Origin of the sequence: Pseudomonas sp. YY-1, assembly GCF_002843095.1 — a bacterium.
In the GTDB taxonomy this organism is placed as follows: Bacteria; Pseudomonadota; Gammaproteobacteria; order Pseudomonadales; family Pseudomonadaceae; genus Aquipseudomonas; species Aquipseudomonas sediminis_A.
In genome coordinates, this window is sequence record NZ_PJLX01000018.1 from 45,280 (window position 1) to 67,938 (window position 22,659).

Genomic DNA, 22,659 nt, shown 5'->3' on the forward strand with positions numbered 1-22,659 from the left:
GATATGGCCTTGGAACAGTCGGAGGGCGTGCTCAGCGCCGTCTCCAGCACGAAGGATGTGGAATTGGCCGCCCAGGAACTGGCACGCCAGCTGATCCATCCCTATCTCGGTTTCGTGCTGTTCTTCTGCTCGGCCGAGTACGATCTCGACGGCCTCGGCCAGGCGCTGGAGGCCCATTTCGGCGGTGTCAGCCTGGTCGGCTGCACCAGCGCCGGCGAGATCACCCCGCAGGGCTACGGCCGCGGCTGCGTGGTGGCGCTGGGTTTCGACCTGCGCTGCTTTTCCATCGCCAGCGTGCTGATCGACGAGATGGAGCGATTCAATCTGCTCGACGCGCAGCAATTGGTCGATGGTCTGGTCAAGAATTGCCGCAGCAACGAGCTGGCCTCGATCAAGGGCCACAGCTTCGCCCTGACCCTGCTCGACGGCTTGTCCAGCCGCGAAGAACTGGTGCTCGGCGCGCTCAGCGCGGCGCTGGGCAGCATCCCGCACTTCGGCGGCTCGGCCGGCGACGACAACCACCTGACCCATACCCACGTCTATCACGGCGGGCGCTTTCACAGCGGTGCGGCGGTGGTGGTGCTGTTCAACACCTGGCTGGAGTTCGAGGTATTCAGCACCCATCACATCCAGCCCAGTGCGGAAAAACTGGTGGTGACGCGCGCCGACAGCGCCACGCGCCGGGTGTACGAACTCAATGCCGCACCGGCCGCGCAGGAATATGCCGAGCTGATCGGCGTGCCGGTCGAGGCGTTGGATCTGCGCGCGTTCGCCGCCTATCCGCTGGCGGTGCGCATCAGCGATCACTACTACGTGCGCTCGATCCAGCAGGTGCACGACGACCTCAGCCTGACCTTCTACTGCGCGGTCGAGAACGGCATCGTCCTTACCGCCATGCACCCCGGCCCCTTGCTGCCTAATTTGCAGCAGCTGTTCGCCGGGCTGGAGCAGCGTCTCGGTCCGCTGCTGCTGACCATCGGCTGCGACTGCTTCCTGCGCCGCCTGGAGATCGAGAACGATGGCGGCGTCGAGTCGGTCGCCACGCTGCTGCGCCAGCAGCGGGTGATCGGCTTCAACACCTACGGAGAGCAGTTCAATGGCATGCACATCAACCAGACCTTTACCGGTGTCGCCATTGGCCGACCTGTTGGGCGTGCCGAGCGCTGAGCTGCAGGCACGCTGTACGGCGCTGGAGCAGGAAAACGCCAAGCTCCGGCGCATCAACGCCGCGCTGATCGAGCGGGTCGAGTCGATCCATTCCCGTGGCGATGACGCCTACGCGGCCTTCCAGCATTCGGTGGTGCTCTCCGAGCAGGTGCGCGAGCGCACCGACGCGTTGAACCAGGCGATGGCCGAACTGAAATCCAGCAACCAGTTGCTCAGTGATGCGCGGCTGCGCGCCGAGACAGCGCACCAGCACCTGATCGACGCTATCGAGAGCATCTCCGACGCCTTCGTGCTGTTCGATGATCGCCAGCGCATCGTGCTGTTCAACAGTCGCTTCAAGGCGCTGTGGGCGCGCAGCCGCGCACGCATCGGCACCGGCACGCGGCTGGAGGAGATTCGCCGGCTGAGCCGCAGCACCGGCCTGGTGGTGGAAGCGCAGTTGGGCAAGGAGGGCGAGCCGAGCCTGTTCCGCCTGCAGGACGGGCGCTGGGTGCAGGTCAGTGAGCGGCCGACCCGCGAGGGCGGGCTGGTGATCCTCTACACCGACATCACCGAGGTGAAGCAGAGCGAGGCGCTGCGCCGCGAGCAGGCCCTGGCGCAGAAGTCGCGCCTGCTGCAGCGCGCGGTCGACAACCTGTCGCAGGGCATGGCCATGGTCAATGCCGAGGGCGCGCTGGAGTTGTGGAATCACCGTTTCCTCGAACTCTGCGGGCTGGCGCCGATCAACGCCCATCGTCCGTTCGCCGAAGTGATGGCGGAAAGCGAACTTGAGCCGCTGACCCCGGACAGTCGCGACGCCACCGGCAAACCACTGCGCCAGGTGGAGGTGCGCCTGTTCGACGGGCGCATGCTGGAAGTGCGCACCCATCCGTTGCCCACCGGCGGCTTCGTCAATACCTTCACCGATATCACCGAGCGCCATCGCCAGGCTCAGGCACTGAGCGACAGCGAGCGCTGGATTCGCCTGATCACCGACCACGTGCCGGCGCTGATCGCCTACCTGTCAGCCGACCTGGTCTACGAATTCACCAACAAGGTCTACGAGGAATGGTACTGCTGGCCACGTGGCGCGATGCTCGGCCAGAGCCTGCGCGAAGTGCACAGCGAGGAGCATTGCCAGCGCCTGGAGCCCTACGTCGAACTGGCGCTGTCCGGCGAGAGCGTGACCTTCGAATTCGCCGAAACCAACCACAACGGCCAGGAGCGCTACATGCTGCGTTCCTATGTGCCCAACCGTCAGGCCAGTGGCGAGGTGGTCGGCATCTTCGTGCTGATCCGCGACATCACCGAGCGTCGCCGCACCGCCGAAGCACTACACCAGGCTTATCAACACCTGGAACAGCGCGTACGCGAGCGCACCGCCGAGCTGACCACGGTGAACGACCAGCTGCGCCGCGAGATCGACGAGCGCACGCAGATGGAAGCGCGCCTGCGTGATGCCAAGGGCGAGGCCGAGCAGGCCAACCTGTCCAAGACCAAGTTTCTCGCCGCGGTCAGCCATGACCTGCTTCAGCCGCTCAATGCAGCACGGCTGTTCACCAGTGCCTTGTTGGAGAAACGCGACCTGTCAGGCTGCGCGCCGTTGGTGCGCAACGTCAGCAACTCGCTGGAAGACGTGGAAAGTCTGCTCGGCACGCTGGTGGACATTTCCAAGCTCGATGCCGGGGTGATCAAGCCCGATATCGCGCCATTCGCCGTCAGCGAGCTGCTGGAAAATCTGGCCGCCGAGTATCACCAGATCGCCCGCAGCGAAGGCCTGCGTCTGGATTACCTGCCCAGCTCGGCCCTGGTGCGCAGTGACGTGCAACTGCTGGCGCGGATCCTGCGCAACTTCCTCAGCAACGCCATTCGCTACACCGCCAGCGGGCGCGTACTGCTGGGCTGCCGGCGGCACGGCAACAGCCTGTCCATCGAAGTCTGGGACACCGGCATCGGTATCGCCCAGGACAAGCTGGTGGAAATTTTCCAGGAGTTCAAACGCGGCGATAACGTGCAGCGCAAGCAGGATCGCGGCCTGGGCCTGGGCCTGGCGATCGTCGAGAAAATTGCGGGCATGCTCGGCCACCGCATTCGCGTGGCGTCGCAGCAGGGCAGGGGCTCGATGTTTGCCGTCGAGGTGCCGCTGACCCGCCGTGCGCCGCGTGTGCGTGCCGTGCAGGACAGCCCGGATCTGTTGCTCGAACGCCTTAGCGGTGCGCGGGTCTGGGTGCTGGATAACGACGCGGCGATCTGCGCCGGCATGCGCACCCTGCTCGAAGGCTGGGGCTGCCGGGTGGTGACTGCGCTGAGTGAAGAAGACCTGGCGTGCCAGGTGGACAACTACCACGCCGAAGCCGACCTGCTGATCGCCGACTACCACCTCGACGACGAGCGCAATGGCGTCGACGCCGTGGCGCAGATCAACGCCCGGCGCAGCACGCCGCTACCGGCGCTGATGATCACCGCCAACTACAGCAACGAGCTCAAGCAGCAGATGCGCGAACTGGGCCATAGCCTGCTGCACAAACCAGTGCGGCCGATGAAGCTGAAGGCGGCGATGAGTCATTTGATGGAGCGTGGGGCGGGGACTTGAGATTGACGTGAGCCCCGGTGCGCATGGCGCACCCTACGACGCCCAAGCCTCGATCACCCCGTAGGGCGCGCCGTGCGCACCGAGGCGTGCGAATCCATGCAATTGAGCGCCGTACCCATGGCAAACCCTATGCGGCATCAATCATCCGCGATCAGGCGTTTGCCCAGGCTGACCGAGGCGTCGATCTTGTAGCCAAGCCGCTCGTAGAAGGCCAATGCCGCAGCGTTGGTGTCGCGCACCTGCAGGCTGAGCTTGGGGCAGCCCAGAGCGAGCAACTGTTCTTCGATATACGCCATTAACTGACGGGCCAGGCCTTGCTGGCGTCGTTCGGGGCACACCGCCAGGTAGTTGACCCAGCCGCGATGCCCCTCGTAGCCGGCCATGGCCGAGGCCACCAGCTTGCCGTCGATCTCACCCACCACAAACAGCTCGGGCTGAACCTGCAGCTTGCGCTGGATGTCCTTGTGCGGGTCGTTCCACGGGCGGGTCAGGTCGCAGCGTTGCCAGAGATCAATGACGGCGGCTTCGTCAGCGAGCCGGAAGGGGCGGATGTGCATGGTGGACTCCAATCGGTGAGGCCGCCGTTGTAGCACGGCTTGATGACGGGAGTCAGGACAACCTCGTCCGTCACTCCCGCGAAGGCGGGAGCCCAGGTGCTTCTCGGGTTCTGGCTTCCCGCCTGCGCGGGAACGACAGCTAACCTGTCGTACGCTAGCGCCGCAGATAGGAGGCGAAATCGATATCGCCCGCCGAGAGAATCGCCTGCACGCGGTTATGCACGTTGAGCTTGCGCAGGATGGCCGAGACGTGGGCTTTGACCGTGGTTTCGGCGATATCCAGGCTGTAGGCGATCTGCTTGTTCGACTCGCCCTTGGTCATCCGCTCGAGCACCAACAGTTGCTTGCGCGTCAGCGCCTGCAGCAGCTCCGGGGCGATGCTGTGGTTGTCGTGGTGCTGCCGTGAACTGCCGCTTTTCTGCGAACGGATGATATCCGGCGGTAGATAAACGTTGCCGTCGAGAATCTGTGCGATGGCGTCGGTCATCTGCGCGCGTGGCGAGGACTTGGTGATGAAACCCACAGCGCCATAGGTGATGGCCTGCAGCACGATCTGCTTGTCCTGCTCGGCGGAAACGATCACCACCGGGATGGTTGGCGCCTCGTTGCGCAGGTTCATCAGCCCGCCCAGGCCGTGCATGCCGGGCATGTTCAGGTCGAGCAGGATCAGGTCCAGATCGTCGTGGCTCTGGGTCAGCGCCAGGGCGCTGTCCAGGTCGGCGGTTTCCATGATCTCGCTGCCGGGAAATCCGTCGGCGATGACGTTATGGATGGCTTCACGAAACAGCGGATGGTCGTCGGCAATCAGAATCTTGTACATGGCCTTGCACCTCGTTGTTGTGATTATGGTGTGGCAGTGGGCGTGAGGAAAGCCGCAGGCAGTTCGGCCGGTTGTGCAGGCTCCAGGGGTAGTCCGGCCTGTTCCCAGGCATCGACGCCGTCACGGTACCAGTAGAGTTGGCGATAGCCCATGGCATGGGCGCGACGCGCGGCGTTCCAGCTCAGCCAGCAGTCGGAGCGGCAGTAGAACACCAAGGGCTGGCGCACGTCGCCATGGCTCTGCTGGTGCAGGTAGTGGGTGAAGTAGCGCTGCCATTGTGGGGCCAGGTTGCCGTCGCCGACGTTAGCCAGCCACAGGCTGCCAGGCAGGTTGGCATGGGGCGCGTCTTCGACGAAACGGTCCTGCACGAAGGGACGACGATAAACGTCGATCAGGCGGGTATCCGGGCGCTCGGCAAGGAGCTTCTGCAGGGCGGGAGTATCGACGATCTGTACGCCTTCCAGACTGGAAGGCGTGGGGCTGCGGTACTGGCTGCTGCGATAGCCGTCGGCATCGAACAGCTCTTCGGCACGCACGACGCAGACCAACAGCAGGGAGGCGAGCATCAGGCCTGCTTGCACGGGCAGACGGTACTTCATGGCAAGGTCTCTACTTATTTTTGTAGCGGTATTACAGGCCATGGTCGCGGGCTTGGGAATTCTACGTTGGAGAGGAAAACCAGTACCAAAGTAGTAGAAGAGGTCGGTTCGCCTTGCATGCAATGTAGGGCGTCCCGGTGCGCCGGCCGCTCGGGAAGCAGTACGTCATCAGATTTGCGAGGCGACGAAGCGCGGCGGACTGTTCGCTGGCGCTCCTGAGTCCGCCCTACGGGGGGATTCCCTATTGGTTAACCCGCTTTGCGCAGCGCCGCGTGTTGAGGGTTGAAGGTGGCCACGGCGAGCAGGGTGAGCAGCAGCGTCAGGCCGGTACACACCGCCAGAGCCTCGACATGCAGGCGCAGGTACAGCGCATTGCGCACCAACTCCACCGCATGGGTGAAGGGGTTGGCCGCACACAGCCAGTACAGCCACTCGCTGGACTCGCGCATTTTCCACAGCGGGTACAGCGCCGACGACAGGAAGAACATCGGGAATATGACGAAATTCATCACCCCGGCGAAGTTCTCCAGCTGCCGAATGCCGTTGGACAGCAGCAGCCCAAGCGCGCTGAGCAGCAACGCCACCAAAAGTAGCGCCGGCAGCGCGGCGAGCAGGCCCCAGGCTGGTGGCTGCACGCCATAGACCCAGGCGATGGCGAGGAAGGCATAGACCTGCAGCAGCGAGATCAGCGCCGTGGCCAGCAGCTTGGCCACCAGTAGGAAGGCGCGCGGCAGCGGGCTGGTGAGCAGTACGCGCATGCTGCCCATCTCGCGGTCGTAGACCATCGACAGCGAGCCCTGCATGCCGTTGAACAGCAGGATCATGCACGCCAGGCCCGGCACGATATAGGTGTCGTAGGTGATGTAGGTGTCGTATGGCTCGATGATGGCGATGCCCAGCGCGGCGCGAAAGCCAGCGGCGAACACCAGCAGCCAGAGCAACGGGCGCACCAGGGCGCTGAGAAAGCGCGAGCGCTGCAACACGAAGCGCAGCCATTCGCGCAGGACGATGCCACGCAGGCATTCCCAATAGGCGGTCATCAGCGAGCACCTCGCGTAGGGTGCGCCGTGCGCACCGGGGCCGTTTCATCATCGCCAACTTCGTCGGCACGCTTCGGCCGCAGCGCCTCGCGCACATGGCCACGGCCAAGCGCCTCGTCACCGGTGAGGCGGGCGAAGCTGATGGCCAGGTCGTCGCCGAACTGGCTGGCCTTGCCCCAGGCCACGCGCGCGCCGCGATGCAGGATCAGCAGGTCGTCGCTGGACTCGATCTCATCCAGCAGGTGAGTCGTCCACAGCACGCACAACTCCTGCTCGCGGCACAGGTTGCGCACATGTCGGCCCAGCGCCAGGCGGCTGGCTGGGTCGAGCCCGGCGCTGGCTTCGTCGAGCAGCAGCAGGCGCGGCTGGTGGAGCAGGGCGCGGGCAATCTCCACGCGGCGGCGGTGGCCGCCGTTGAGCGTGCGCACCTTGTCGTGACGACGCTCGGCGAGATCCTGGCGCAGCAGCTCCTCGTCTATACGCGCCTGTGCCTCGCGACGAGGCATGCCGTGCAGCGCCGCGTGGTAGGCGAGGTTCTGCTGCACCGAGAGGTCGAGATCCAGCGTGCTCTGCTGGAATACCACGCCGAGCTGGCGCAACGCCTGGCGCGGCTGCTCACGCAGGCTATGGCCGAAGATGCGGATGTCGCCTTGCTGCAGGTCGTACAGGCGGGTGAGCAGGGCGATCAGCGTGGACTTACCGGCACCGTTGGGGCCGAGCAGGGCACCGAAGCGGCCTGGCGCCAGCTCGAAGGCCAGGTCGTTGAGCGTCTGGCGGGCGCCATAGGCGAAACCGACGCCGCTCACCTCCAGCGCATTCATGGCGTCACCACCACGCCCCAGGGATAGCGGCCAACTTTGATCGACTTGGTCACCTTGAGCGTATCGACGTCGATCACCGATACATCGCCGCTGACGCCGTTGGTGGTCAGCAGGCGCTTCTGATCCGGGGTGAACGCCAGGTGCCAGACGCGCCGGCCCACCAGCAGGTAGTCGAGAATCTCGTAGGTCTTGGCATCCACCACGGCCACATGGTTGGCCGGGCCGAGGGCGACGAAGGCGTACTTGCCGTCGTCGGTCAGCTTGACCCCGACCGGCTGCACCTTGTCCGGGTGTACGCCCTTGATGGCGAAGTTGAGCACCTTGAGCACCTGGCGCGAGTCGACGTCTAGCACCGTCACCGTGCCGCCGATCTCGGCCGAGGCCCACAGGCGCTTGCCGTCCTTGTCGAATTCGACGTGACGCGGGCGCTGGTCGACCAGGGTGTTGTCCACCAGTTGATTGGTGCTGGTATCGATCCAGTGCAGCATATTGGTGGTTTCGCTGGTGTTGACTGCCCACTTGCCGTCGGGACTCACCGCCATGCCTTCGGGCTCCACGCCGACTTCGATCTGCGCCAGCACTTCGTCGCTCTGGGTATCGACCACCGTGACCAGCGCATCGTCCTCGTTGGAGATGTACAGCCAACGGTCGTTGGGGTGCAGGGCGAACTGCTCGGGGTCGGCGCCGGAGGGCAGCTCCTTGACGATCTTGCGCGTGGCCAGATCCATCACTTGCACGCGGTCCGAGTCGCTAGCGCAGATGTACAAGAGCTTGTTGTCGGAAGACAGCAGCAACCCGCGCGGGCGCATACCAACATCGAGGGTGGCGGTGACTTCCAGGCTGTCGAGGTCGATGACGCTGATGCTGTCATCCTTCTCGTTGGACACGTAGGCAGTGGCGGCGAAGGCTGAGTGGCAGGCCAGGCCGAAGGCGACGGCGCAGGCGAGGCGGGTCAGGTGCATGGGGTTTATCCTCTTGTTGTAATGATTTGCAGCCGTCGGCTGGGTGGCTTGCTTTTGTGGGAGGCGCTTAAGCGGCGACTCTCGCGGCTAAAGCCCCTCCCACAGGTGTTCTCCTACAGGGACATACCCGCCAGATCGCAGCTCACCTCGGGCCGGTCATAGCCGAGGCTGTCCATCTCGTTGCTGGGATGGAGAAAACCGTCCTGCGGCGAGGTGCTGACCAGGGCGCGCGGATGCACCAGCGGAATAGGTTGGCGCAGTTCGCCGTTCCACGGCCGGAAGCTCAACTTGCGGCCCTTGAAACCGTCCAGCGGCAGTTGTTCGTTCAGCAGCAGGTGACGAATACCCTGCGGCTCGCCGGTGCGCTGCTTGGTGATGGCCGTGGCCAAGCTGCGCACGGCCATCCAGGCGGCGAAGTCGCGGTCGTTCATCCAGCGTCCGGCCAGCTCCTCGAAGCGTTTCTGCAACTGCGCAGCGCCGAAGGTTTCCACCGTTTTGTGCCAGGCGGTCGGGGTCAGGCCCTGGGTGCCCGCTACCGGGCGCGGGTACCAGGTGTTGTAGGGCAGGTATTCGCCGAAGTCGCCGCGCTCGTCGGCCACCAGCACCACGTCGTACTCGCTGGCCTGGGTGAACAGCGGCATTTCCGCCTGGGCGCTGCGGCGCTGGTCGTTGTCGAAGCTCCACGGCTTCTCGGCGACGATCTTGTGGCCGAAGCGTTTGGCGGCGCGCTTGAGCGCGTCGGCGTAGGCGATGTCGTCCTCGGTGCTGCCGGTGACCAGCAGCCAGCGTGTCCATTTGCGCACGGCGAGGAACTGCGCCAGGGCGTCGGTCAGCATGGCGCGGCTGGGCAGGGTGTGCAGCACGTTGCCCAGGCATTGCTCGCGGCGCAGGCCGTCGTCGGCGCTGCCGGCGTTGAGCAGCAGGCTGTCCGGCAGGCGCGCGCTGAGCAGGCGCAGGGTCGCAGCGGGGGCGTTGATCACGAACAGGCGAATGCCGGCCTGATGTTGTTGTTCGGCGGCGGCAAGCAGCTCGGTTGCATCCTCGCTCTCGGCGCTTTGCAGTTCGAATCTCTGCTTGAGGAAGCGCCCGGTGCTGTTGCTATCGATGATCGCCAGCTCCGCGCCGCGGCGGCCGGCGTCCAGCGGTTCGGGGATGACGTTGGACAGCAATGGCCCGCGTGGTGGTTGATGAGCCAGGTAGCCGATGCGCACCTGCAGCTCGTTCGCGCTGGCTTCGACCACCAAGCTGAATATGGCAGCTAGGCAGAACAAAAAGCGGCAACTGATCCGGTGCATGGGACGACTCCTGCAAAGGGTGTCGCCAGCATAGGAAGCGCTTACGGCTCGGGAAATATGCCCAAGGTAGCGCCGGACACGTACGAAGGTAGTAGCTCTTCAGGGTGGCGGTGTGTCGTGCTCACTCGCCCCGCTGGCGGATATCCAGGCGCAGACCGTAGATGCTTGCCCTGCCCTCAAGGAGTTGCAGTCGGGCGCTCTCGTGGATTTCCAGCTGCTGCGTACGTTCGCCGCGTGCCAGCGTTTCGCGAATCAGCGAGAAGGCCAGGATCCCATCATCAGTACTCAGCAGTTCTGGTTCGTTACGTTGGTAGTGATAGCGATCTGTCTGGGCGAATGTTTGTTGCCACAATGTACGCAGCTGCGCCTTGCTCAACGCTTGCCAGCTACGTGACTGCGGGAGGCGCACCTGTATTTGGGCGTCATCGTGGATCAACGCCACCAGCGCGTCGACGTCACGGCGCTGCGCCGCCTGGTCGATCATGCTGAGTGCGGCCAGTACCGCTTGGCGTTGTTCGTTATTGGGTTGGATGGCGGCAACGCCATCACCGTCCAGCGTGGCAAGAAACTGCTGGGCCTGCGCATGTTCGCCTTGCCTGGCCGCAGCGCGAATCCAGCTCAGGCCATTGGCGTGCTGGCCCTGCTGGTAAAGGCGCTCGCCCAGCGCCCACTGGGCGTCGGCGTTGTCCTGCTCGGCGGCACGCTGGTACCAGCGTAGCGCCTCGTCGGGGTTAGCTGGCGTACCGAGCCCGATGTCGTGGGCGCGGGCCACTTCATACATGCCGATAGCGTCGCCCGCATCAGCTGCGTGTTGGTACCAGCTCAACGCCTGCCCCAGATCGATCCTGGTACCGAGACCTGCGGCGTGCATGTTGCCCAGGTTGAGCATGCCCTGGCGGTTACCGGCTTCGGCGAGCCGGCGATAGCGCTCGAAGGCTTCGTCGAAGTCGCCCATTTTGTACACCGCGTAAGCGTCCAGCACCTGGATCATCTCGCGAGCAATGCGCGTCTGTTCGTCGTCGCTGGCGCTCAGCGGCGTACTCAACAGAGCGCCCAGCAACAGGCCGGCAAGTTGACGCATGGTGATACTCCAGTGGTTAGACGCGGGCAATGGAGGCTAACAAGCCCAGTGCGTGGGGTATCTAACTCGATGGTGGCGAATGGATGCACCAATGGTGGCGGGTAGGGCGGTCGTGCTGGGCAGTCAGCCCGCAGCTGCCGGGAAATATGCCCAAAGTACCAGCGCGTCAGTACCAAGGTAGTAATCCGGCGCAAGGCGTTACTTCCTAGCATGGCAGTCAACGTCCAATAACAAGAACAGGTGAACGCCATGCGTATTTTCAAGGCTCTGCTACTGCCGCTGTTGCTGATCATCAGCCTGCTCGGTGTCGATCAATTGCACGCCGCCGGTGATATGACCCGCCGCCCGGTGGCATTGCCTGACCTGGTGCTGGGTAACGACGACAGCGACTACTTCATGTCGCAGACTGAGTACCAACTGGAAACCGGCCAGGCCTACCAGCTCAAGATCATCGCCAGCGGACAGAAGGAATACGCCTTCCAGGCGCCGGAGTTCGCCACTTCCATCTACCTGCGCAAGGTCGAGGCGGGTGGTGTGGAGATCAAGGCGGTCACCCTCACTGAACTGGAGTTCGAAGAGGCTGGCGAGGCGGAGATCTTCTTCCTGCCGGTCAAACCGGGCAAATACCGCTTCTACGCCAAAGGCCTGGAAGGCAAGGGCATGCTCGGTTACTTCGTCGTCAAGTAGCGCGGCCAAGTAGATGACTGCCCTGGGCCGTATCAATTTCGGCGTCAGCCTGCTGTTCGGGCTGGTGACCCTGGCCGGGCTGGCGCTGCTGTTGCGCCAGGCCAGCCACGATGTGCAGCGCGAGCTACAGGCCGCCGAAGCGGTAGTGGAATACCTCGGTGAAGTGGCGCGCAGCAACCCCGGCAGCCTGCGCCCAGAACTGACCGAGAACCTGCGGCATATCCGCGTGAGCTGGCTGCGACCGGGCGAAGAGCCCGAGCAGCAGACCGAAAGCCTCATCGAGCACTGGATCGCCGAGCGCCTGCTGGGCTCGGCTTCACTGGTGGCCGATGCCTGGCCGCTGGAAGATGGCCGCGAGTTGCGTATCGCTCTCGACCCCTATGACGAGATCGAGGAAATCTACGACTCGCTGCTGCAACTGCTGCTGCTTAGCGCCTTCGCCCTGATCCTCAGCCTGCTCACCATCCGCTTCGCCGTAAACCGGGCCAGGCGCGTGCTGGACGAGCTGCTCGCCGGCCTGCGCGAAGTCGGCGCCGGTCACTTCGATACGCGTTTGCACGACCACGGCCTGGCCGAGGCCAAGCACCTGGCGGCGCACTTCAACGAGATGACCATCACCCTGCAACAGGTGCAGGCGGACAACGCCGAGCTGACCCAGGCGCTGCTGGAGTTGCAGGAGCGCGAGCGCACGCGCCTCGGCCAGACCTTGCATGATGACCTTGGCCAATACCTCAGCGGCATTCGCGCCCAGGCTTGCCTGCTCAAGGTGATTGCCGACCGGCCGCAGCAGGTGCAGGACACCGCGCGTCTGCTCGACGACAACTGCGAGCGCCTGCAGCAGGGCTTTCGCAGCCTGATCCGCGACCTCTATCCGGTGGTGCTGGAGCGCCTGGAACTCGGCCCGGCACTGCAACAACTGGCTGCTGACTGGCAGCAGGCGCAAGGCATTCGCTGCCGCCTGCAACTGAGCGAACAACTGCCAAGCCTGCCGCTGGCGAGCAAGGCCCATCTCTATCGCCTGGTGCAGGAGGCGCTGACCAATGTCGCCCGCCATGCCGATGCCAGCGAAGTGCGCATTCGCCTGCAACGCCGCGGCCAGGGCCTGCGCTTGTTGGTACGCGATAACGGCCAGGGCACTGCGCTACCGCTGCGCCCCGGCATCGGCCTGCGCTCGATGCGTGAGCGCAGCCGCAGCCTCGGTGGAGAATTGCGCTTGCACAGTCGACCGCAAGCCGGCTGGGCGTTATGTCTGAATATTCCTCTGGAGGCTACGCGATGAAGGTTCTACTGGTGGACGATCACGCCGTGGTACGCCAGGGCTACGCCAGCCTGCTGCGTGCGCTGTTGCCAGACGTGCAACTGCGCGAAGCCTGCGATGGCGAGCAGGCCCTGCAGCGGGTACAGGAAGAGATTCCCAACCTGGTGATCATGGACATCGGCCTGCCCGGCATCAGCGGCCTGGAAACCACCAGACGCCTGCGTCAGCGCCTGCCACAACTGCGGGTGCTGTTCTTCAGCATGCATGACGAACTGCCGCTGGTACGCCAGGCACTGGACGCCGGCGCCATCGGCTACCTGACCAAGAACTCCTCACCGGAAGTATTGGTGGAAGCGGTCAAACGTACTGCCGCCGGCCACGCCTATATCGAGCAGCAACTGGCCACCCAACTGGCATGCAACCCCGCAAGCAGCGACGGCCTCGACCCACGCCTGCGCGAACTGACCCAGCGCGAGTTCGAAATCTTCGTCATGCTCGCCCGCGGCCTGCCACCGAGGCAGATTGCCGAGAAGCTGTGCATCAGCGCCAAGACCCTGTCCAATTATCAGACCCTGGTAAAGAACAAACTGCAGATCAGCTCGCAGGCGGAGTTGGTGCATTTGGCGATTGATAGTGGAGTGGTAAGGGTGGGGTTGGAGAGTGCCTGAGGCCGCAATGGTTGGCTCACTGGGCTGCTTTTATCGCGTGGTATGCAGCTCTTGACGCTCCGCCTCCACTGGCGAGGCGCAACTGAATTCGCAGGCGACGCAGAGCGTCGCAGGCTGGTTCCCACGCGGTGCGTGGGAGCCATAGGCGATAAGTGTGACCGGTTGCTTAGCCTCACTCGCTACCTTCTCGCACCACCCGCCAAACCGTATTCGCCAGATCATCCGCCACGATCAGTGCGCCGCTCGGGTCGACTGTGACGCCAACCGGGCGGCCTCGGGTCTTGCCGTCTTCAGCGCGAAAGCCGGTGACGAAGTCGATGGGGTCGCCTGAAGGGCGGCCGTTTTCGAAAGGTACGAAGATCACCTTGTAGCCCACCGGGTTCTTGCGGTTCCAGCTGCCGTGCTCGCCGACGAATACGCCGTCGGCATATTGCTCGCCCATCACTTCGCTGGAGAAGTCCAGGCCCAACGCTGCGACGTGGGCGCCGAGCGCATAGTCCGGGGCGATGGCGCTGGCCACCTTGTCCGGATTCTGCGGTTTCACCCGTGGGTCGACGTGCTGGCCGAAGTAGCTGTAGGGCCAGCCGTAGAAGCCGCCTTCCTGCACCGAGGTCAGGTAGTCGGGCACCAGGTCTTCGCCCAGTTCGTCACGCTCGTTGACCACCGCCCACAAGGTGCCGGTGCCCGGTTGGATGGCCAGCGCGGTGGGGTTGCGCAGGCCGGTGGCGTAGGGTTTGTAGGCGCCGGTTTCGGCGTCGACCTGCCAGACCAGGGCGCGGTCGACTTCGGCCTCCATGCCGCGCTCGGTGATGTTGCTGTTGGAGCCGATGCCAACGTACAGGTAGCGGCCGTCTTCGCTGATGGTCAGCGCCTTGGTCCAATGATGGTTGATCGCCGATGGCAGGTCGGCGACCTTGCTCGGAGGGCCGCTGGCCTTGGTCTGGCCTTCTTCATAGTCGAAGCGCACCAGCTCGTCTTGGTTGGCCACGTACAGGTTGCCTTCGTGCAGGGCCAGGCCGTAGGGCGCGTTGAGGTCTTCGGCGAACACCGTCTGCAGCTCGTAGCTGCCGTCGCCATCGGCGTCGCGCAGCAGGGTCAGGCGGTTGCCGCTTTCCACCGAGGTGTTGCCGCGTGCCTTGATCACACCGGCGATTACGTCCTTGGGCTTGAGTTTGGCCGCGTTACCACCACGGCCTTCGGCAACGAGGATGTCGCCGTTGGGTAGCACCAGGGTTTGCCGGGGAATCTTCAGGTCGGTGGCGATGGCAGTGACGCTGAACCCTTCGGGCACGGTCGGTCGTTGATCACCCCAGGGTGTCGGTTCGGCAATGGTCATGCTCGGCAGGATGCCACGTTCGGGGGAGGGCAAGTCCGGCTGGGCGCCGTAGAACTGCTGGTTGCTGCCGGGCTCTTCGCCGCAGGCGGTCAACAGCAGGGCGAGGGGCAGGGCGGTGAGTGCTAGGTGCGTTTTCATCGGGCACCTCCTGTGCTTGGCTGGGCCATGCCGACCCAGGTGGCGGCAATGGCTAGCAAGGTGACGATCACCGACAGGGCCAGGCCCATGGGCATCACGGCCCAGGCGTCCTTGGCGTGCTCCAGCGCGTTGATGAAGCCCAGCACCCAGGTAACCAGAAGCAGCAGGAAGTAGGTGAGTGGGCGCGGATTGCGTCGACGAAATAGCCCGACCAGGGCGAACAGCAGCGCCAGGCCGGCGAATACCAGAGCACCGGCGATCAGCCAGGAGGCGAAGTTGCTCCACTGGATCTGGTAGCTGCGGTAGTAGGCGATGTCGGCCATCAGGGCGCCGAGAAACAGCGGCACCTGGCCGCACAGCAGGGTGGCGTGCAAGGGGCTGAGAACGTTGGGGTAGACGTGTGACGTTGCAGTGGTGGTGGTCATGGCAGATCCCTCTTGGGCAATGACTGATGACGGCCTGGATGCTGCCGCCTCGATCTGGCTGTTCCTAAGAAGGGATTGCCCTGGGTGGGCATGGTTCAGGTTGTTTTGCGGCTGGGCGGGAGAGCGAGGTTTTTGGTGTGAGGTGTTGGATCTGGTGCTCGCCTGGGGAGTAGGAGCGGCTTTAGCCGCGAAGCGCTCTTGAGCATCGCGGCTGAAACGGAATGCCGCCCAGCCGCTCCTACGGGGGAGAGCGTTGAACGGCGTAGGGCGGGTGCAACCCGCCAGAACGCGGATTGGCGTTAGCTGCACTGCCTGTTGGTGGGCTGAAGCGGAGCGCCGCCCGGCCCACCCTACGAATCAGGGCCTTGCGGGATTAGGCTCAGTCCCAACCCTTGGGGCATTGCACGCAGCCGGGCATGTTGGCGTCCTGGAAGTTGCCGAAGCGGGTGCGCGCGCCGGTGAGGTTGGCGTTCTCCAGGTTGGAGCCGCTGAGTTTCACTTCCTGCAGGTTGGCATCTTCCAGATGTGCACCCTTCAGGTCGGCCTTGCTCAGCCAGGTCATTTCCAGGTTGGCCGCCTGCAGCTGGACGTTGTGCAGTTTGGCGCCGGAGAGGCGGGCGAACTCCAGGTTGGCGGCGCGCATGTCGGCGCCTTCGAATTGCGCAGCCTGGGCGAACAGGGCCCAGCCACTGATGGCGACCAGGCTGGCGCCGGACAGGTCAGCCAAGCGCAGGTTGCTTTGTTGCAGGCTGGCGCGGGTGAGGTTGGCGCCGCGTAGCTTGGCTTTCTCCAGATTGGCCAGGTCGAGGTTGACATGGCGCAGGTCGGCGCCGGAAAGGTCGGCACCGGACAGGTCCATGCGACGCATGTCGAGATTGCGCAGGTCAGCGCCACGCAGGTTGGCGTTGGGGCATTTGCTGTCGGGTTCGATGCGGCAGCCGTTGATTTGCGGCACGCCGTCGTTCTGGGTTTCGGCGCCGATGGCGTGGCTGCCGATTACCAGTAGCAGGACCGGGATAAGCAGGGGCAGGTAGTTCATGGCGAGTCCTCGAATGGGATGATGGGTGAGGCAGTCGCGGCTAAAGCCCCTCCCACAGGTAGCGTGCATGGCGCACCAGGTGCGCCATGCGTTCAGCCTCTAGCGCTTGGCGCTGGCGTTATCCCAGCTCGGCAGCTTGAACACCCAGAAGGAACCGCCCTGGGCGACCGGTTTGGTCAGGTCGGCCATGTCGCCGCCCCACAGCGGCACGGCGCCGCCGTAACCGGCAGTCACGCCGATGTACTGCTCACCATCCTGCTCCCAGGTGACGGGTGGGGAGATGATCCCGGTGCCGACCTGGAACTTCCAAAGCTCCTTGCCGTTCTTGGCGTCGAAGGCCTTGAAGTAGCCGTCGCCGGTGCCGGTGAATACCAGGTTGCCCTTGGTGGCGAGTACGCCGGCCCACAGCGGCAGGCGCTCCTTGTGCTCCCAGGCGACCTTGCCGGTGGTGGGGTTCATCGCGCGCAGGATGCCGACGTGGTCGTCGAACAGGCGCTTGATACGGAAGCCCATGCCCAGGTAGGCGGAGCCCTTCTTGTAATGCGCTTCCTCGGCCCAGTAGTCCTCTTTCCAGTGGTTGGCCGGGACGTAGAACAGGCCGGTGTCCTGGCTGTAGGCCATGGGGTTCCAGTTCTTGCCGCCGAGGAATGGCGGGGAGACCTCGACCACTTCACCTTTGCTTTCGCCGGGCTTGGGCTTCGGCGGGCGCTGGCCTTCGTTTTCGACCGGGCGACCGGTTTCCAGATCGATGTGGCTGGCCCAGGTGATCTTGTCGACGAAGGGGAAGGCGTTCTTCAGCTTGCCGTTGGCGCGGTCGACCACGTAGAAGAAGCCGTTGCGGTCGGCGTGGGCGGTGGCCTTGGTGACCTTGCCGTCCTTGTCCTTGTAGTCGAACAGCACCAGCTCGTTGTTGCCGGAGAAGTCCCAGGCATCGTTCGGGGTGTGCTGGTAGAACCACTTCACTTCGCCGGTGGTGGGGTCGACGCCGACCTGGCCGGAGGTGTACAGGCTGTCGTAGTCCTTGGGATTGCCACCGTCGCTGGTGCGCGCCCAGCCGTTCCAAGGGGCCGGGTTGCCGGCGCCGATAATGATGGTGTTGGTTTCGGCATCGAAACTGGCGCTCTGCCACGGCGCGCCGCCGCCCTGGCTCCAGGCTTCCTTCTTGCCGGTCGGGTGGTTGGGATCATCCGGCCAGCTCGGCGCTTTGACGTCGCCGGTCGGGGTGCTGTCCTTGCCATTCAGGCGGCCCATATGGCCCTCGACGAAGGGGCGCATCCACACTTCTTCACCGGTATCCGGGTCGCGGGCGAACAGCTTGCCGACCACACCGAATTCGTCACCGGAGCTGCCGTGGATGACCAGCACCTTGCCGGTCTTGCCGTCTTTGACGATGGTCGGCGCGCCGGTCATGGTGTAGCCGGCGGAGTGATCGCCGAACTTCTTGTTCCACACCACCTTGCCGGTGTCCTTGTTCAGCGCCACGACGCGGGCGTCGAGGGTGCCGAAGTAGATCTTGTCGCCATAGATGGCGGCGCCGCGGTTGACCACGTCGCAGCACGGGCGGATGTCGTCGGGCAGGCGGTGGCTGTAGGTCCACAGGCGTTTGCCGGTTTTCGCATCGAGAGCGAAGACGCGCGAGTAGGAGCCGGTCACGTAGACCACGCCGTCGTGGATGATGGCCTGGGATTCCTGGCCGCGCTGCTTCTCGTCACCGAAGGAGTAGCTCCAGGCCGGGGTCAGCTTGAACACGTTTTCGGCGTTCACCTGAGCCAGCGGGCTCCAGCGTTGGGCGTTGGTGCCCATGCCGTACTGCAGCACGTTGGTGGTGGTGGTGTGGTCGTTGGCGATGTCTTCCCAGGTGACCGGCTTGGCGAGCGCGCCCTGGCTCAGCGCCAGGCCGCCGGCCAACATCAGGGCAAGCGCCAGAGGGCGCGGGGTGCTGGGTAGGTTTCTTGTTGTCATCGTTGTGCTTCCCATTGGAGGTGGTAGGTCGCTGCAGTGACACCGCGAAAACTGGGTTCCGGGGATGTCCAGCAGAGGCAAGCCGATGGTGGTACCCGGCCACCTTCGCGCCTACGGAAAAAATCCCGCCTTTGCCGGGAGGATTTCCCGGCCGGCCCATGACTTGGCCTTGCTGCCAAGGCATCGCCAACACCCCCTCACAAGCCCTACTACCAAGGGACTAGAACGCGACCACCAAAGCAGCATTCGGCGCGTTGCACGGCCTTTCTAAGATGGTCGCCACGAGCTCTGTATGGGCTGTCTTGCGTGCATTAGATGAGGTCCTAGCCATGAACAAGAAGATCCAATCCACCCTGGCGCTGCTGTTGCTCGCCGCATCGACCAACCTTTGGGCGCACGGCGATGTGGTACCGCAGGCGGTGAACACTGATGGCCTGGAACCGCTGGGTGAGGAATGGCTGGACGAGAACCCCTATCGCGACAATCCGCGCGCCATTGAGATTGGCTCCTCTGCCTACAACCAGAACTGCGCAGCCTGCCACGGCCTGGAAGCCAAGTCCGGCGGCATCGCCCCGGACCTGCGGATGCTGGAACTGGGTGCCAGCGGCGATGAATGGTTCAAGGAGCGAGTAATCAACGGCGCGGTGCGCGATGGGCGCGTGTACATGCCGAAGATGGCCGACTTCCTTAGTCAGGAAGCATTGTGGGCAGTGCGTAGCTACCTGGAGAGCGTGCACGTCGAGGAGTAAGCGCTTGATGATAAATCTGCTGCGCTCGGCATCTCGCGTTTCGGCGGTGCTCGCAATGCTCATGTATTTCAATACATTCCGCTTGCTGCGCTCCGGCGAAGCGCGACCTGCCATCGCTCGCGACGATTTCTTCATAAGCGCTCGCGTCATGCGCCGGCTGATCCTCCTGTTTGGCCTGCTGCTAGGCCTGGGCATTGCCCAGGCGCAGGTGCGCGACTTCGACCGTATCACCGAGTCGGGCACCCTGCGCGTGGCGCTGTACCAGAACTTCCCGCCCTACAGCTACGAGCAGGACGGTCAGCCGCGTGGCGTCGACTACGAGCTGGCCAAGGCGCTGGCAGAAGGGCTTGGGCTGAAGCTTCAAGTGATGTGGGCGCCGCCGGGCGAAAAGCTTGACGACGACTTGCGTGACTACATCTGGCGTGGCCGGGTGACAGCGCAGGGCCAACTGGCCGATGTGATGCTGCGTGTGCCATACGACCGCGACTACGCGCAGATGCGCAATGAGCTGGGCGAGCTGGTCAACGAGCTCGTGGTGATGTTCGGCCCCTATCAGCGCGAGCGTTGGCAGTTGGCGTTCGATCGTCGGCGTCTGCCCGAGGTGCCGAGTATCGTTGCGTTGCGCCAGCATCCAGTCGGCGTCGAAGTCGAGAGTGTGCCCTCGTTCTACCTGAGCTCGGTGCAGGGCGGCATGCTCAGCCAGGAAACCCGCCATTACCCAACGCCGAAGCTGGCCTTTGCGGCCATGCAGGGTGGTGAAGTCGATGCGGTGATGGCGCTGCGTGGCGAGGTGGACTGGCTGGTGCACGAGGCCGATGACCCGCAACTGGCGCTGGCCGAGAACGCCTACCCGGACATGGGCCGGCAGATCTGGGAAATCGGCATGGCGGTGCACGAAACCAATCGGCAATTGGCCTATGCCCTGGAAGAACAGCTGGAAAACATGATCCTCGACGGCTCACTCGAGCGCCTGTACGCGCGCTACGGGCTGCGCTACGAGAAGCCGGAACAATACCAATAAGAGTCGAGCCGGAGGTGGGCGATGGATTGGCGTAGCCTGATATTGCTGGCCCTGTTTGCCTGGGCCTGGGAAGCAAGGGGCGCCGCGCCCGATCCGGTCACCTCAGTGATGTGGGACTACTATCACCAGCGCCTGCTCAACGGTGAGGCCTTCGTCTTCGACGACAAGGTTCGTCTCGAGGTGCCGCCATTCGCCGAAGATGCGCGCCAGGTGCCGATCCAGATCGACGCCAGCGCCTACCGCGGCAAGGTCAAGCGCATTCTGGCCTGGGCCGAGCTCAATCCTATCCCGCGTATTCTCGACTTCGCTCCCGGCGAGCATCTGGAGCCGAGTCTGGCCATTCGCATCCGCGTCGAGCAGGCCACGCCGATTCGCGCGGCAGTGCTCACCGACGATGGCGTCTGGCATATCGGCTCGGCCCGCGTCGAAGCAGCGGGTGGCGGCTGTACTGCGCCCAGCGTGGTGCGCGCCGAGGCCGGCTGGGAGGAGCGACTGGGCCAGGTGCTGGGCAAGCGCTTCGTACGTGGCGAGGACAGCCGCCTGCGCCTGCAGGTGTCGCACCCGATGGACAACGGCCTGGTCGGCGGCATCCCCGAGTTCTATATCGAAGAAGCCGAGCTGCGCGATGCCGATGGCCAGGTGTTGGGACGCATCGAGTTGTTCCCCGCGGTCAGCGAGAACCCGACGCTGACCTTCGACCTGCGCGACGACCGGCAGGCCGAGGTCTGGCTGCGCGACAACAACGGCAACGAATTCCAGGCCGCGTTCTGACGGCGGTTCTATTCGCCGCGGGGCGCGGCTCCCACAGTAGGCAGCGGCGCTCGCCCTGTCTGTAGGAGCCCCGCCTCGGGGCGAAGCTTGCGGCTCAAGCGGATTTCGAGGAGAAAAGCATGCGCTGGATACTGTTTTTGCTGGCTCTCGGTACCGGGCTTGCCCAAGCACTCGACTACCACCTGCAACCCCGGCAGATCGCCGAGGGCGTCTGGCTGCTGGAGGGCAGTACCGATAATTTCGCGGCGGAAAACGGCGGCAATATCGTCAACCTCGGCTTTATCGAAACCTCGGAAGGTGTGGTGGTGATCGACAGCGGCCCGTCGCGGCGTTATGGCGAGGCACTGCGCCAGAGTATCGAGAAAACCACCGGCAAACCGGTGCTGCGCGTGTTGCTGACTCACCATCACCCCGATCATGTGCTGGGCAACCAGGCTTTCGCCGGGGTGCCCATCGCGGCATTGCCCGAGACCACCCGGTTGCTGGCCGAACAGGGCGATGCCATGGCGGAGAACATGTACCGCCTGGTCGGCGACTGGATGCGCGGTACCGAAGTGGTGTTGCCCACCGAGGAGGTGCAGGAAGGCACGCTGGAAATTGGCGGCAGGCGCCTGCAACTGCTGGCGCTACGGGGGCATACCGGCGCCGACCTGGCGATTCTGGATGAGCGCACGGGCGTGCTGTTCGCTGGCGATATCCTGTTTTACCAGCGCGCGCTGACCACGCCGAACAGCCCTGGCCTGGACGTGTGGCTGGCCGATATGGACCGGCTCGAGGCAATGCCATGGAAGCAGATCGTGCCCGGCCATGGCCCGGTGACCACTGATGCGGCGCCGTTCGTGCAGATGCGTGATTACCTGGGCTGGCTCGATGGCTTGCTGCGCCAGGGGGCGGAGCAGGGCGCGGAGATGAACGAACTGATTCGTGCACCGATCCCCGAGCGCTTCGCTCAGGTCAACCTGTCGCGCTATGAGCTGATCCGCAGCGTCAGCCACCTTTACCCGCACTACGAGCGCAATGCCATGGGGCGGGTTGATCGTCAGGATTAGAAGCGTGGGGTGTCATCGGTGCGCGCGGCGCACCCTACGCGAACGTCGCCACGGCTTGGTAGGGTGCGCCGCGCGCACCAGCATGTGCTGGAATACCCTGTGGAAGGGGCTTTAGCCGCGACTTGCGTATAAAAGCGTCGCCGCTGAAGCGCCTCCCACTCTCAGCGATCAGAGCTCTTCATCGTCACGAATCAGCACGTAATGGCGGCCGTGCTCGGTCTCTTCGTGGTCGTAGACGTAATACATCACCACTTCGCCCTGGCTCGACTGCACGGCCACATAGTCACCGCTCTCGGGCATGAAGAAATCCCGAGTCGCCGGCTTGGCCAGGCATTCGATATGGGCGCTGACGAAGTGGGTGGGGTCTTCTTCGCCGTAGTAGTCCTCGCGCTGGTGCGCATCCCAATCCTGCGGCGGCTCGAAGGCGCCGGTGATCAGCACCTTGCCGTCGCCCAGATCCTGCTCTTCGGCATCCGGGTCCTGCTCGTCCGGGCGATAGACAGTGCAGTCCAGTGCATCGGGATGGTTGAGAATTTCCTGGCGAGGGTGGGGCACGGGCGTCTCCGATCTGAATGTGCGGGCGGCCAAGTGTCGGGCAAAGCCGGGGCCGCCGCAATCTTCGCGGAACCTGTACAGCCTGCT

22 protein-coding genes are annotated in these 22,659 nt (G+C 64.3%); 9 read left to right on the forward strand and 13 right to left on the reverse strand.

Annotated features, from left to right (window positions below; genetic code table 11):
- Nucleotides 1-3: 3 nt before the first annotated feature.
- Nucleotides 4-1,167, forward strand: coding sequence for a nitric oxide-sensing protein NosP (gene nosP / locus CXP40_RS21035; protein ID WP_106735315.1), 1,164 nt, complete (start codon nucleotides 4-6; stop codon nucleotides 1,165-1,167).
- Nucleotides 1,097-3,739 (forward strand): hybrid sensor histidine kinase/response regulator NahK/ErcS', encoded by a 2,643-nt coding sequence (nahK, locus tag CXP40_RS21040; RefSeq protein WP_177429704.1) that lies wholly within the window; start codon nucleotides 1,097-1,099, stop codon nucleotides 3,737-3,739. The genes nosP and nahK overlap by 71 nt, the downstream gene beginning before the upstream one ends.
- A gap of 137 nt (nucleotides 3,740-3,876) precedes the next feature.
- Here nahK and CXP40_RS21045 read toward each other — a convergent pair whose 3' ends face one another.
- The 8 genes from CXP40_RS21045 to CXP40_RS21080 all read right to left on the reverse strand — a co-directional run bounded on the left by CXP40_RS21045 (nucleotide 3,877) and on the right by CXP40_RS21080 (nucleotide 10,914).
- Nucleotides 3,877-4,296: a GNAT family acetyltransferase gene (locus CXP40_RS21045; RefSeq protein ID WP_106735317.1), complete on the reverse strand. Its 420-nt coding sequence runs from the start codon at nucleotides 4,294-4,296 to the stop codon at nucleotides 3,877-3,879.
- 154 nt (nucleotides 4,297-4,450) lie between these two features.
- The gene (locus CXP40_RS21050; protein ID WP_106735318.1) at nucleotides 4,451-5,116 is read right to left on the reverse strand and encodes a response regulator transcription factor; all 666 of its coding nucleotides are present in this window, start codon (nucleotides 5,114-5,116) and stop codon (nucleotides 4,451-4,453) included.
- Nucleotides 5,117-5,139: 23 nt separating this feature from the next.
- Complete coding sequence (locus CXP40_RS21055) at nucleotides 5,140-5,715, reverse strand: PQQ-dependent catabolism-associated CXXCW motif protein (protein WP_106735319.1); 576 nt, start codon at nucleotides 5,713-5,715, stop codon at nucleotides 5,140-5,142.
- Between the two features lie 248 nt (nucleotides 5,716-5,963).
- Nucleotides 5,964-6,755: an ABC transporter permease gene (locus CXP40_RS21060; protein WP_106735320.1), complete on the reverse strand. Its 792-nt coding sequence runs from the start codon at nucleotides 6,753-6,755 to the stop codon at nucleotides 5,964-5,966.
- A complete protein-coding gene (locus CXP40_RS21065; protein ID WP_106735321.1) occupies nucleotides 6,755-7,576 on the reverse strand; it encodes an ABC transporter ATP-binding protein in 822 nt (273 codons plus the stop codon). Before CXP40_RS21065 ends, CXP40_RS21060 begins: the two co-directional genes overlap by 1 nt.
- Complete coding sequence (locus CXP40_RS21070) at nucleotides 7,573-8,538, reverse strand: YVTN family beta-propeller repeat protein (RefSeq protein ID WP_106735322.1); 966 nt, start codon at nucleotides 8,536-8,538, stop codon at nucleotides 7,573-7,575. Before CXP40_RS21070 ends, CXP40_RS21065 begins: the two co-directional genes overlap by 4 nt.
- A 113-nt stretch (nucleotides 8,539-8,651) precedes the next feature.
- A complete protein-coding gene (locus CXP40_RS21075; RefSeq protein WP_106735323.1) occupies nucleotides 8,652-9,833 on the reverse strand; it encodes an ABC transporter substrate-binding protein in 1,182 nt (393 codons plus the stop codon).
- A 121-nt stretch (nucleotides 9,834-9,954) separates the two neighbouring features.
- Nucleotides 9,955-10,914, reverse strand: a complete 960-nt coding sequence (locus tag CXP40_RS21080; RefSeq protein ID WP_106735324.1) for a tetratricopeptide repeat protein — start codon at nucleotides 10,912-10,914, stop codon at nucleotides 9,955-9,957.
- Nucleotides 10,915-11,163: 249 nt separating this feature from the next.
- Between CXP40_RS21080 and CXP40_RS21085 the strand changes: the two genes are divergently transcribed.
- Genes CXP40_RS21085 through CXP40_RS21095 form a run of 3 tightly spaced genes read left to right on the forward strand, consistent with a single transcriptional unit; the run spans nucleotide 11,164 to nucleotide 13,527 of the window.
- The gene (locus tag CXP40_RS21085) at nucleotides 11,164-11,601 is read left to right on the forward strand and encodes a copper-binding protein (protein ID WP_099523017.1); all 438 of its coding nucleotides are present in this window, start codon (nucleotides 11,164-11,166) and stop codon (nucleotides 11,599-11,601) included.
- 13 nt (nucleotides 11,602-11,614) lie between these two features.
- Nucleotides 11,615-12,880: a histidine kinase gene (locus tag CXP40_RS21090; protein WP_106735325.1), complete on the forward strand. Its 1,266-nt coding sequence runs from the start codon at nucleotides 11,615-11,617 to the stop codon at nucleotides 12,878-12,880.
- On the forward strand, nucleotides 12,877-13,527 hold the full coding sequence (locus tag CXP40_RS21095) for a response regulator transcription factor (protein WP_106735326.1): 651 nt from the start codon (nucleotides 12,877-12,879) through the stop codon (nucleotides 13,525-13,527). The genes CXP40_RS21090 and CXP40_RS21095 overlap by 4 nt, the downstream gene beginning before the upstream one ends.
- 172 nt (nucleotides 13,528-13,699) lie before the next feature.
- Here CXP40_RS21095 and CXP40_RS21100 read toward each other — a convergent pair whose 3' ends face one another.
- The 4 genes from CXP40_RS21100 to exaA all read right to left on the reverse strand — a co-directional run bounded on the left by CXP40_RS21100 (nucleotide 13,700) and on the right by exaA (nucleotide 18,427).
- Nucleotides 13,700-15,001 carry a sorbosone dehydrogenase family protein gene (locus tag CXP40_RS21100; RefSeq protein ID WP_106735327.1) on the reverse strand — a complete coding sequence of 434 codons (1,302 nt, stop codon included), beginning with the start codon at nucleotides 14,999-15,001 and terminating at the stop codon, nucleotides 13,700-13,702.
- Nucleotides 14,998-15,426, reverse strand: a complete 429-nt coding sequence (locus CXP40_RS21105; RefSeq protein WP_106735328.1) for a DUF2231 domain-containing protein — start codon at nucleotides 15,424-15,426, stop codon at nucleotides 14,998-15,000. Before CXP40_RS21105 ends, CXP40_RS21100 begins: the two co-directional genes overlap by 4 nt.
- A 379-nt stretch (nucleotides 15,427-15,805) precedes the next feature.
- Nucleotides 15,806-16,465 carry a pentapeptide repeat-containing protein gene (locus CXP40_RS21110; protein ID WP_079783512.1) on the reverse strand — a complete coding sequence of 220 codons (660 nt, stop codon included), beginning with the start codon at nucleotides 16,463-16,465 and terminating at the stop codon, nucleotides 15,806-15,808.
- A gap of 99 nt (nucleotides 16,466-16,564) precedes the next feature.
- Nucleotides 16,565-18,427 (reverse strand): quinoprotein ethanol dehydrogenase, encoded by a 1,863-nt coding sequence (exaA, locus tag CXP40_RS21115; protein ID WP_106735329.1) that lies wholly within the window; start codon nucleotides 18,425-18,427, stop codon nucleotides 16,565-16,567.
- A 329-nt stretch (nucleotides 18,428-18,756) separates the two neighbouring features.
- On the opposite strand from exaA, the gene pedF reads away from it, so the two are divergent.
- The 4 genes from pedF (at nucleotide 18,757) to CXP40_RS21135 (ending at nucleotide 22,017) form a co-directional block, all read left to right on the forward strand.
- Nucleotides 18,757-19,176, forward strand: a complete 420-nt coding sequence (gene pedF / locus CXP40_RS21120) for a cytochrome c-550 PedF (protein ID WP_021490544.1) — start codon at nucleotides 18,757-18,759, stop codon at nucleotides 19,174-19,176.
- A gap of 148 nt (nucleotides 19,177-19,324) precedes the next feature.
- On the forward strand, nucleotides 19,325-20,197 hold the full coding sequence (locus CXP40_RS21125; RefSeq protein ID WP_106735354.1) for an ABC transporter substrate-binding protein: 873 nt from the start codon (nucleotides 19,325-19,327) through the stop codon (nucleotides 20,195-20,197).
- Between the two features lie 21 nt (nucleotides 20,198-20,218).
- Nucleotides 20,219-20,968, forward strand: a complete 750-nt coding sequence (locus CXP40_RS21130) for a quinoprotein dehydrogenase-associated SoxYZ-like carrier (RefSeq protein ID WP_106735330.1) — start codon at nucleotides 20,219-20,221, stop codon at nucleotides 20,966-20,968.
- 119 nt (nucleotides 20,969-21,087) lie between these two features.
- Nucleotides 21,088-22,017 (forward strand): quinoprotein relay system zinc metallohydrolase 1, encoded by a 930-nt coding sequence (locus CXP40_RS21135; protein ID WP_106735331.1) that lies wholly within the window; start codon nucleotides 21,088-21,090, stop codon nucleotides 22,015-22,017.
- A gap of 168 nt (nucleotides 22,018-22,185) precedes the next feature.
- On the opposite strand, the gene CXP40_RS21140 is transcribed toward CXP40_RS21135, so the two are convergent.
- Nucleotides 22,186-22,572 (reverse strand): hypothetical protein, encoded by a 387-nt coding sequence (locus CXP40_RS21140; RefSeq protein WP_106735332.1) that lies wholly within the window; start codon nucleotides 22,570-22,572, stop codon nucleotides 22,186-22,188.
- Between the last annotated feature and the right edge of the window lie 87 nt (nucleotides 22,573-22,659).

Excerpts from the sequence above, each read along its gene's own strand:
- exaA (WP_106735329.1), bottom strand. The coding sequence starts at position 18,427 with ATGACAACAAGAAACCTACCCAGCACCCCGCGCCCTCTGGCGCTTGCC.
- CXP40_RS21060 (WP_106735320.1), bottom strand. The coding sequence starts at position 6,755 with ATGACCGCCTATTGGGAATGCCTGCGTGGCATCGTCCTGCGCGAATGG.
- nosP (WP_106735315.1), top strand. The coding sequence starts at position 4 with ATGGCCTTGGAACAGTCGGAGGGCGTGCTCAGCGCCGTCTCCAGCACG.
- CXP40_RS21055 (WP_106735319.1), bottom strand. The coding sequence starts at position 5,715 with ATGAAGTACCGTCTGCCCGTGCAAGCAGGCCTGATGCTCGCCTCCCTG.
- CXP40_RS21095 (WP_106735326.1), top strand. The coding sequence starts at position 12,877 with ATGAAGGTTCTACTGGTGGACGATCACGCCGTGGTACGCCAGGGCTAC.
- CXP40_RS21050 (WP_106735318.1), bottom strand. The coding sequence starts at position 5,116 with ATGTACAAGATTCTGATTGCCGACGACCATCCGCTGTTTCGTGAAGCC.
- CXP40_RS21130 (WP_106735330.1), top strand. The coding sequence starts at position 20,219 with ATGGATTGGCGTAGCCTGATATTGCTGGCCCTGTTTGCCTGGGCCTGG.
- pedF (WP_021490544.1), top strand. The coding sequence starts at position 18,757 with ATGAACAAGAAGATCCAATCCACCCTGGCGCTGCTGTTGCTCGCCGCA.
- CXP40_RS21110 (WP_079783512.1), bottom strand. The coding sequence starts at position 16,465 with ATGAACTACCTGCCCCTGCTTATCCCGGTCCTGCTACTGGTAATCGGC.
- CXP40_RS21090 (WP_106735325.1), top strand. The coding sequence starts at position 11,615 with ATGACTGCCCTGGGCCGTATCAATTTCGGCGTCAGCCTGCTGTTCGGG.
- CXP40_RS21085 (WP_099523017.1), top strand. The coding sequence starts at position 11,164 with ATGCGTATTTTCAAGGCTCTGCTACTGCCGCTGTTGCTGATCATCAGC.
- CXP40_RS21075 (WP_106735323.1), bottom strand. The coding sequence starts at position 9,833 with ATGCACCGGATCAGTTGCCGCTTTTTGTTCTGCCTAGCTGCCATATTC.
- nahK (WP_177429704.1), top strand. The coding sequence starts at position 1,097 with ATGGCATGCACATCAACCAGACCTTTACCGGTGTCGCCATTGGCCGAC.
- CXP40_RS21070 (WP_106735322.1), bottom strand. The coding sequence starts at position 8,538 with ATGCACCTGACCCGCCTCGCCTGCGCCGTCGCCTTCGGCCTGGCCTGC.
- CXP40_RS21135 (WP_106735331.1), top strand. The coding sequence starts at position 21,088 with ATGCGCTGGATACTGTTTTTGCTGGCTCTCGGTACCGGGCTTGCCCAA.
- CXP40_RS21045 (WP_106735317.1), bottom strand. The coding sequence starts at position 4,296 with ATGCACATCCGCCCCTTCCGGCTCGCTGACGAAGCCGCCGTCATTGAT.
- CXP40_RS21105 (WP_106735328.1), bottom strand. The coding sequence starts at position 15,426 with ATGACCACCACCACTGCAACGTCACACGTCTACCCCAACGTTCTCAGC.
- CXP40_RS21100 (WP_106735327.1), bottom strand. The coding sequence starts at position 15,001 with ATGAAAACGCACCTAGCACTCACCGCCCTGCCCCTCGCCCTGCTGTTG.
- CXP40_RS21080 (WP_106735324.1), bottom strand. The coding sequence starts at position 10,914 with ATGCGTCAACTTGCCGGCCTGTTGCTGGGCGCTCTGTTGAGTACGCCG.
- CXP40_RS21065 (WP_106735321.1), bottom strand. The coding sequence starts at position 7,576 with ATGAATGCGCTGGAGGTGAGCGGCGTCGGTTTCGCCTATGGCGCCCGC.
- CXP40_RS21125 (WP_106735354.1), top strand. The coding sequence starts at position 19,325 with ATGCGCCGGCTGATCCTCCTGTTTGGCCTGCTGCTAGGCCTGGGCATT.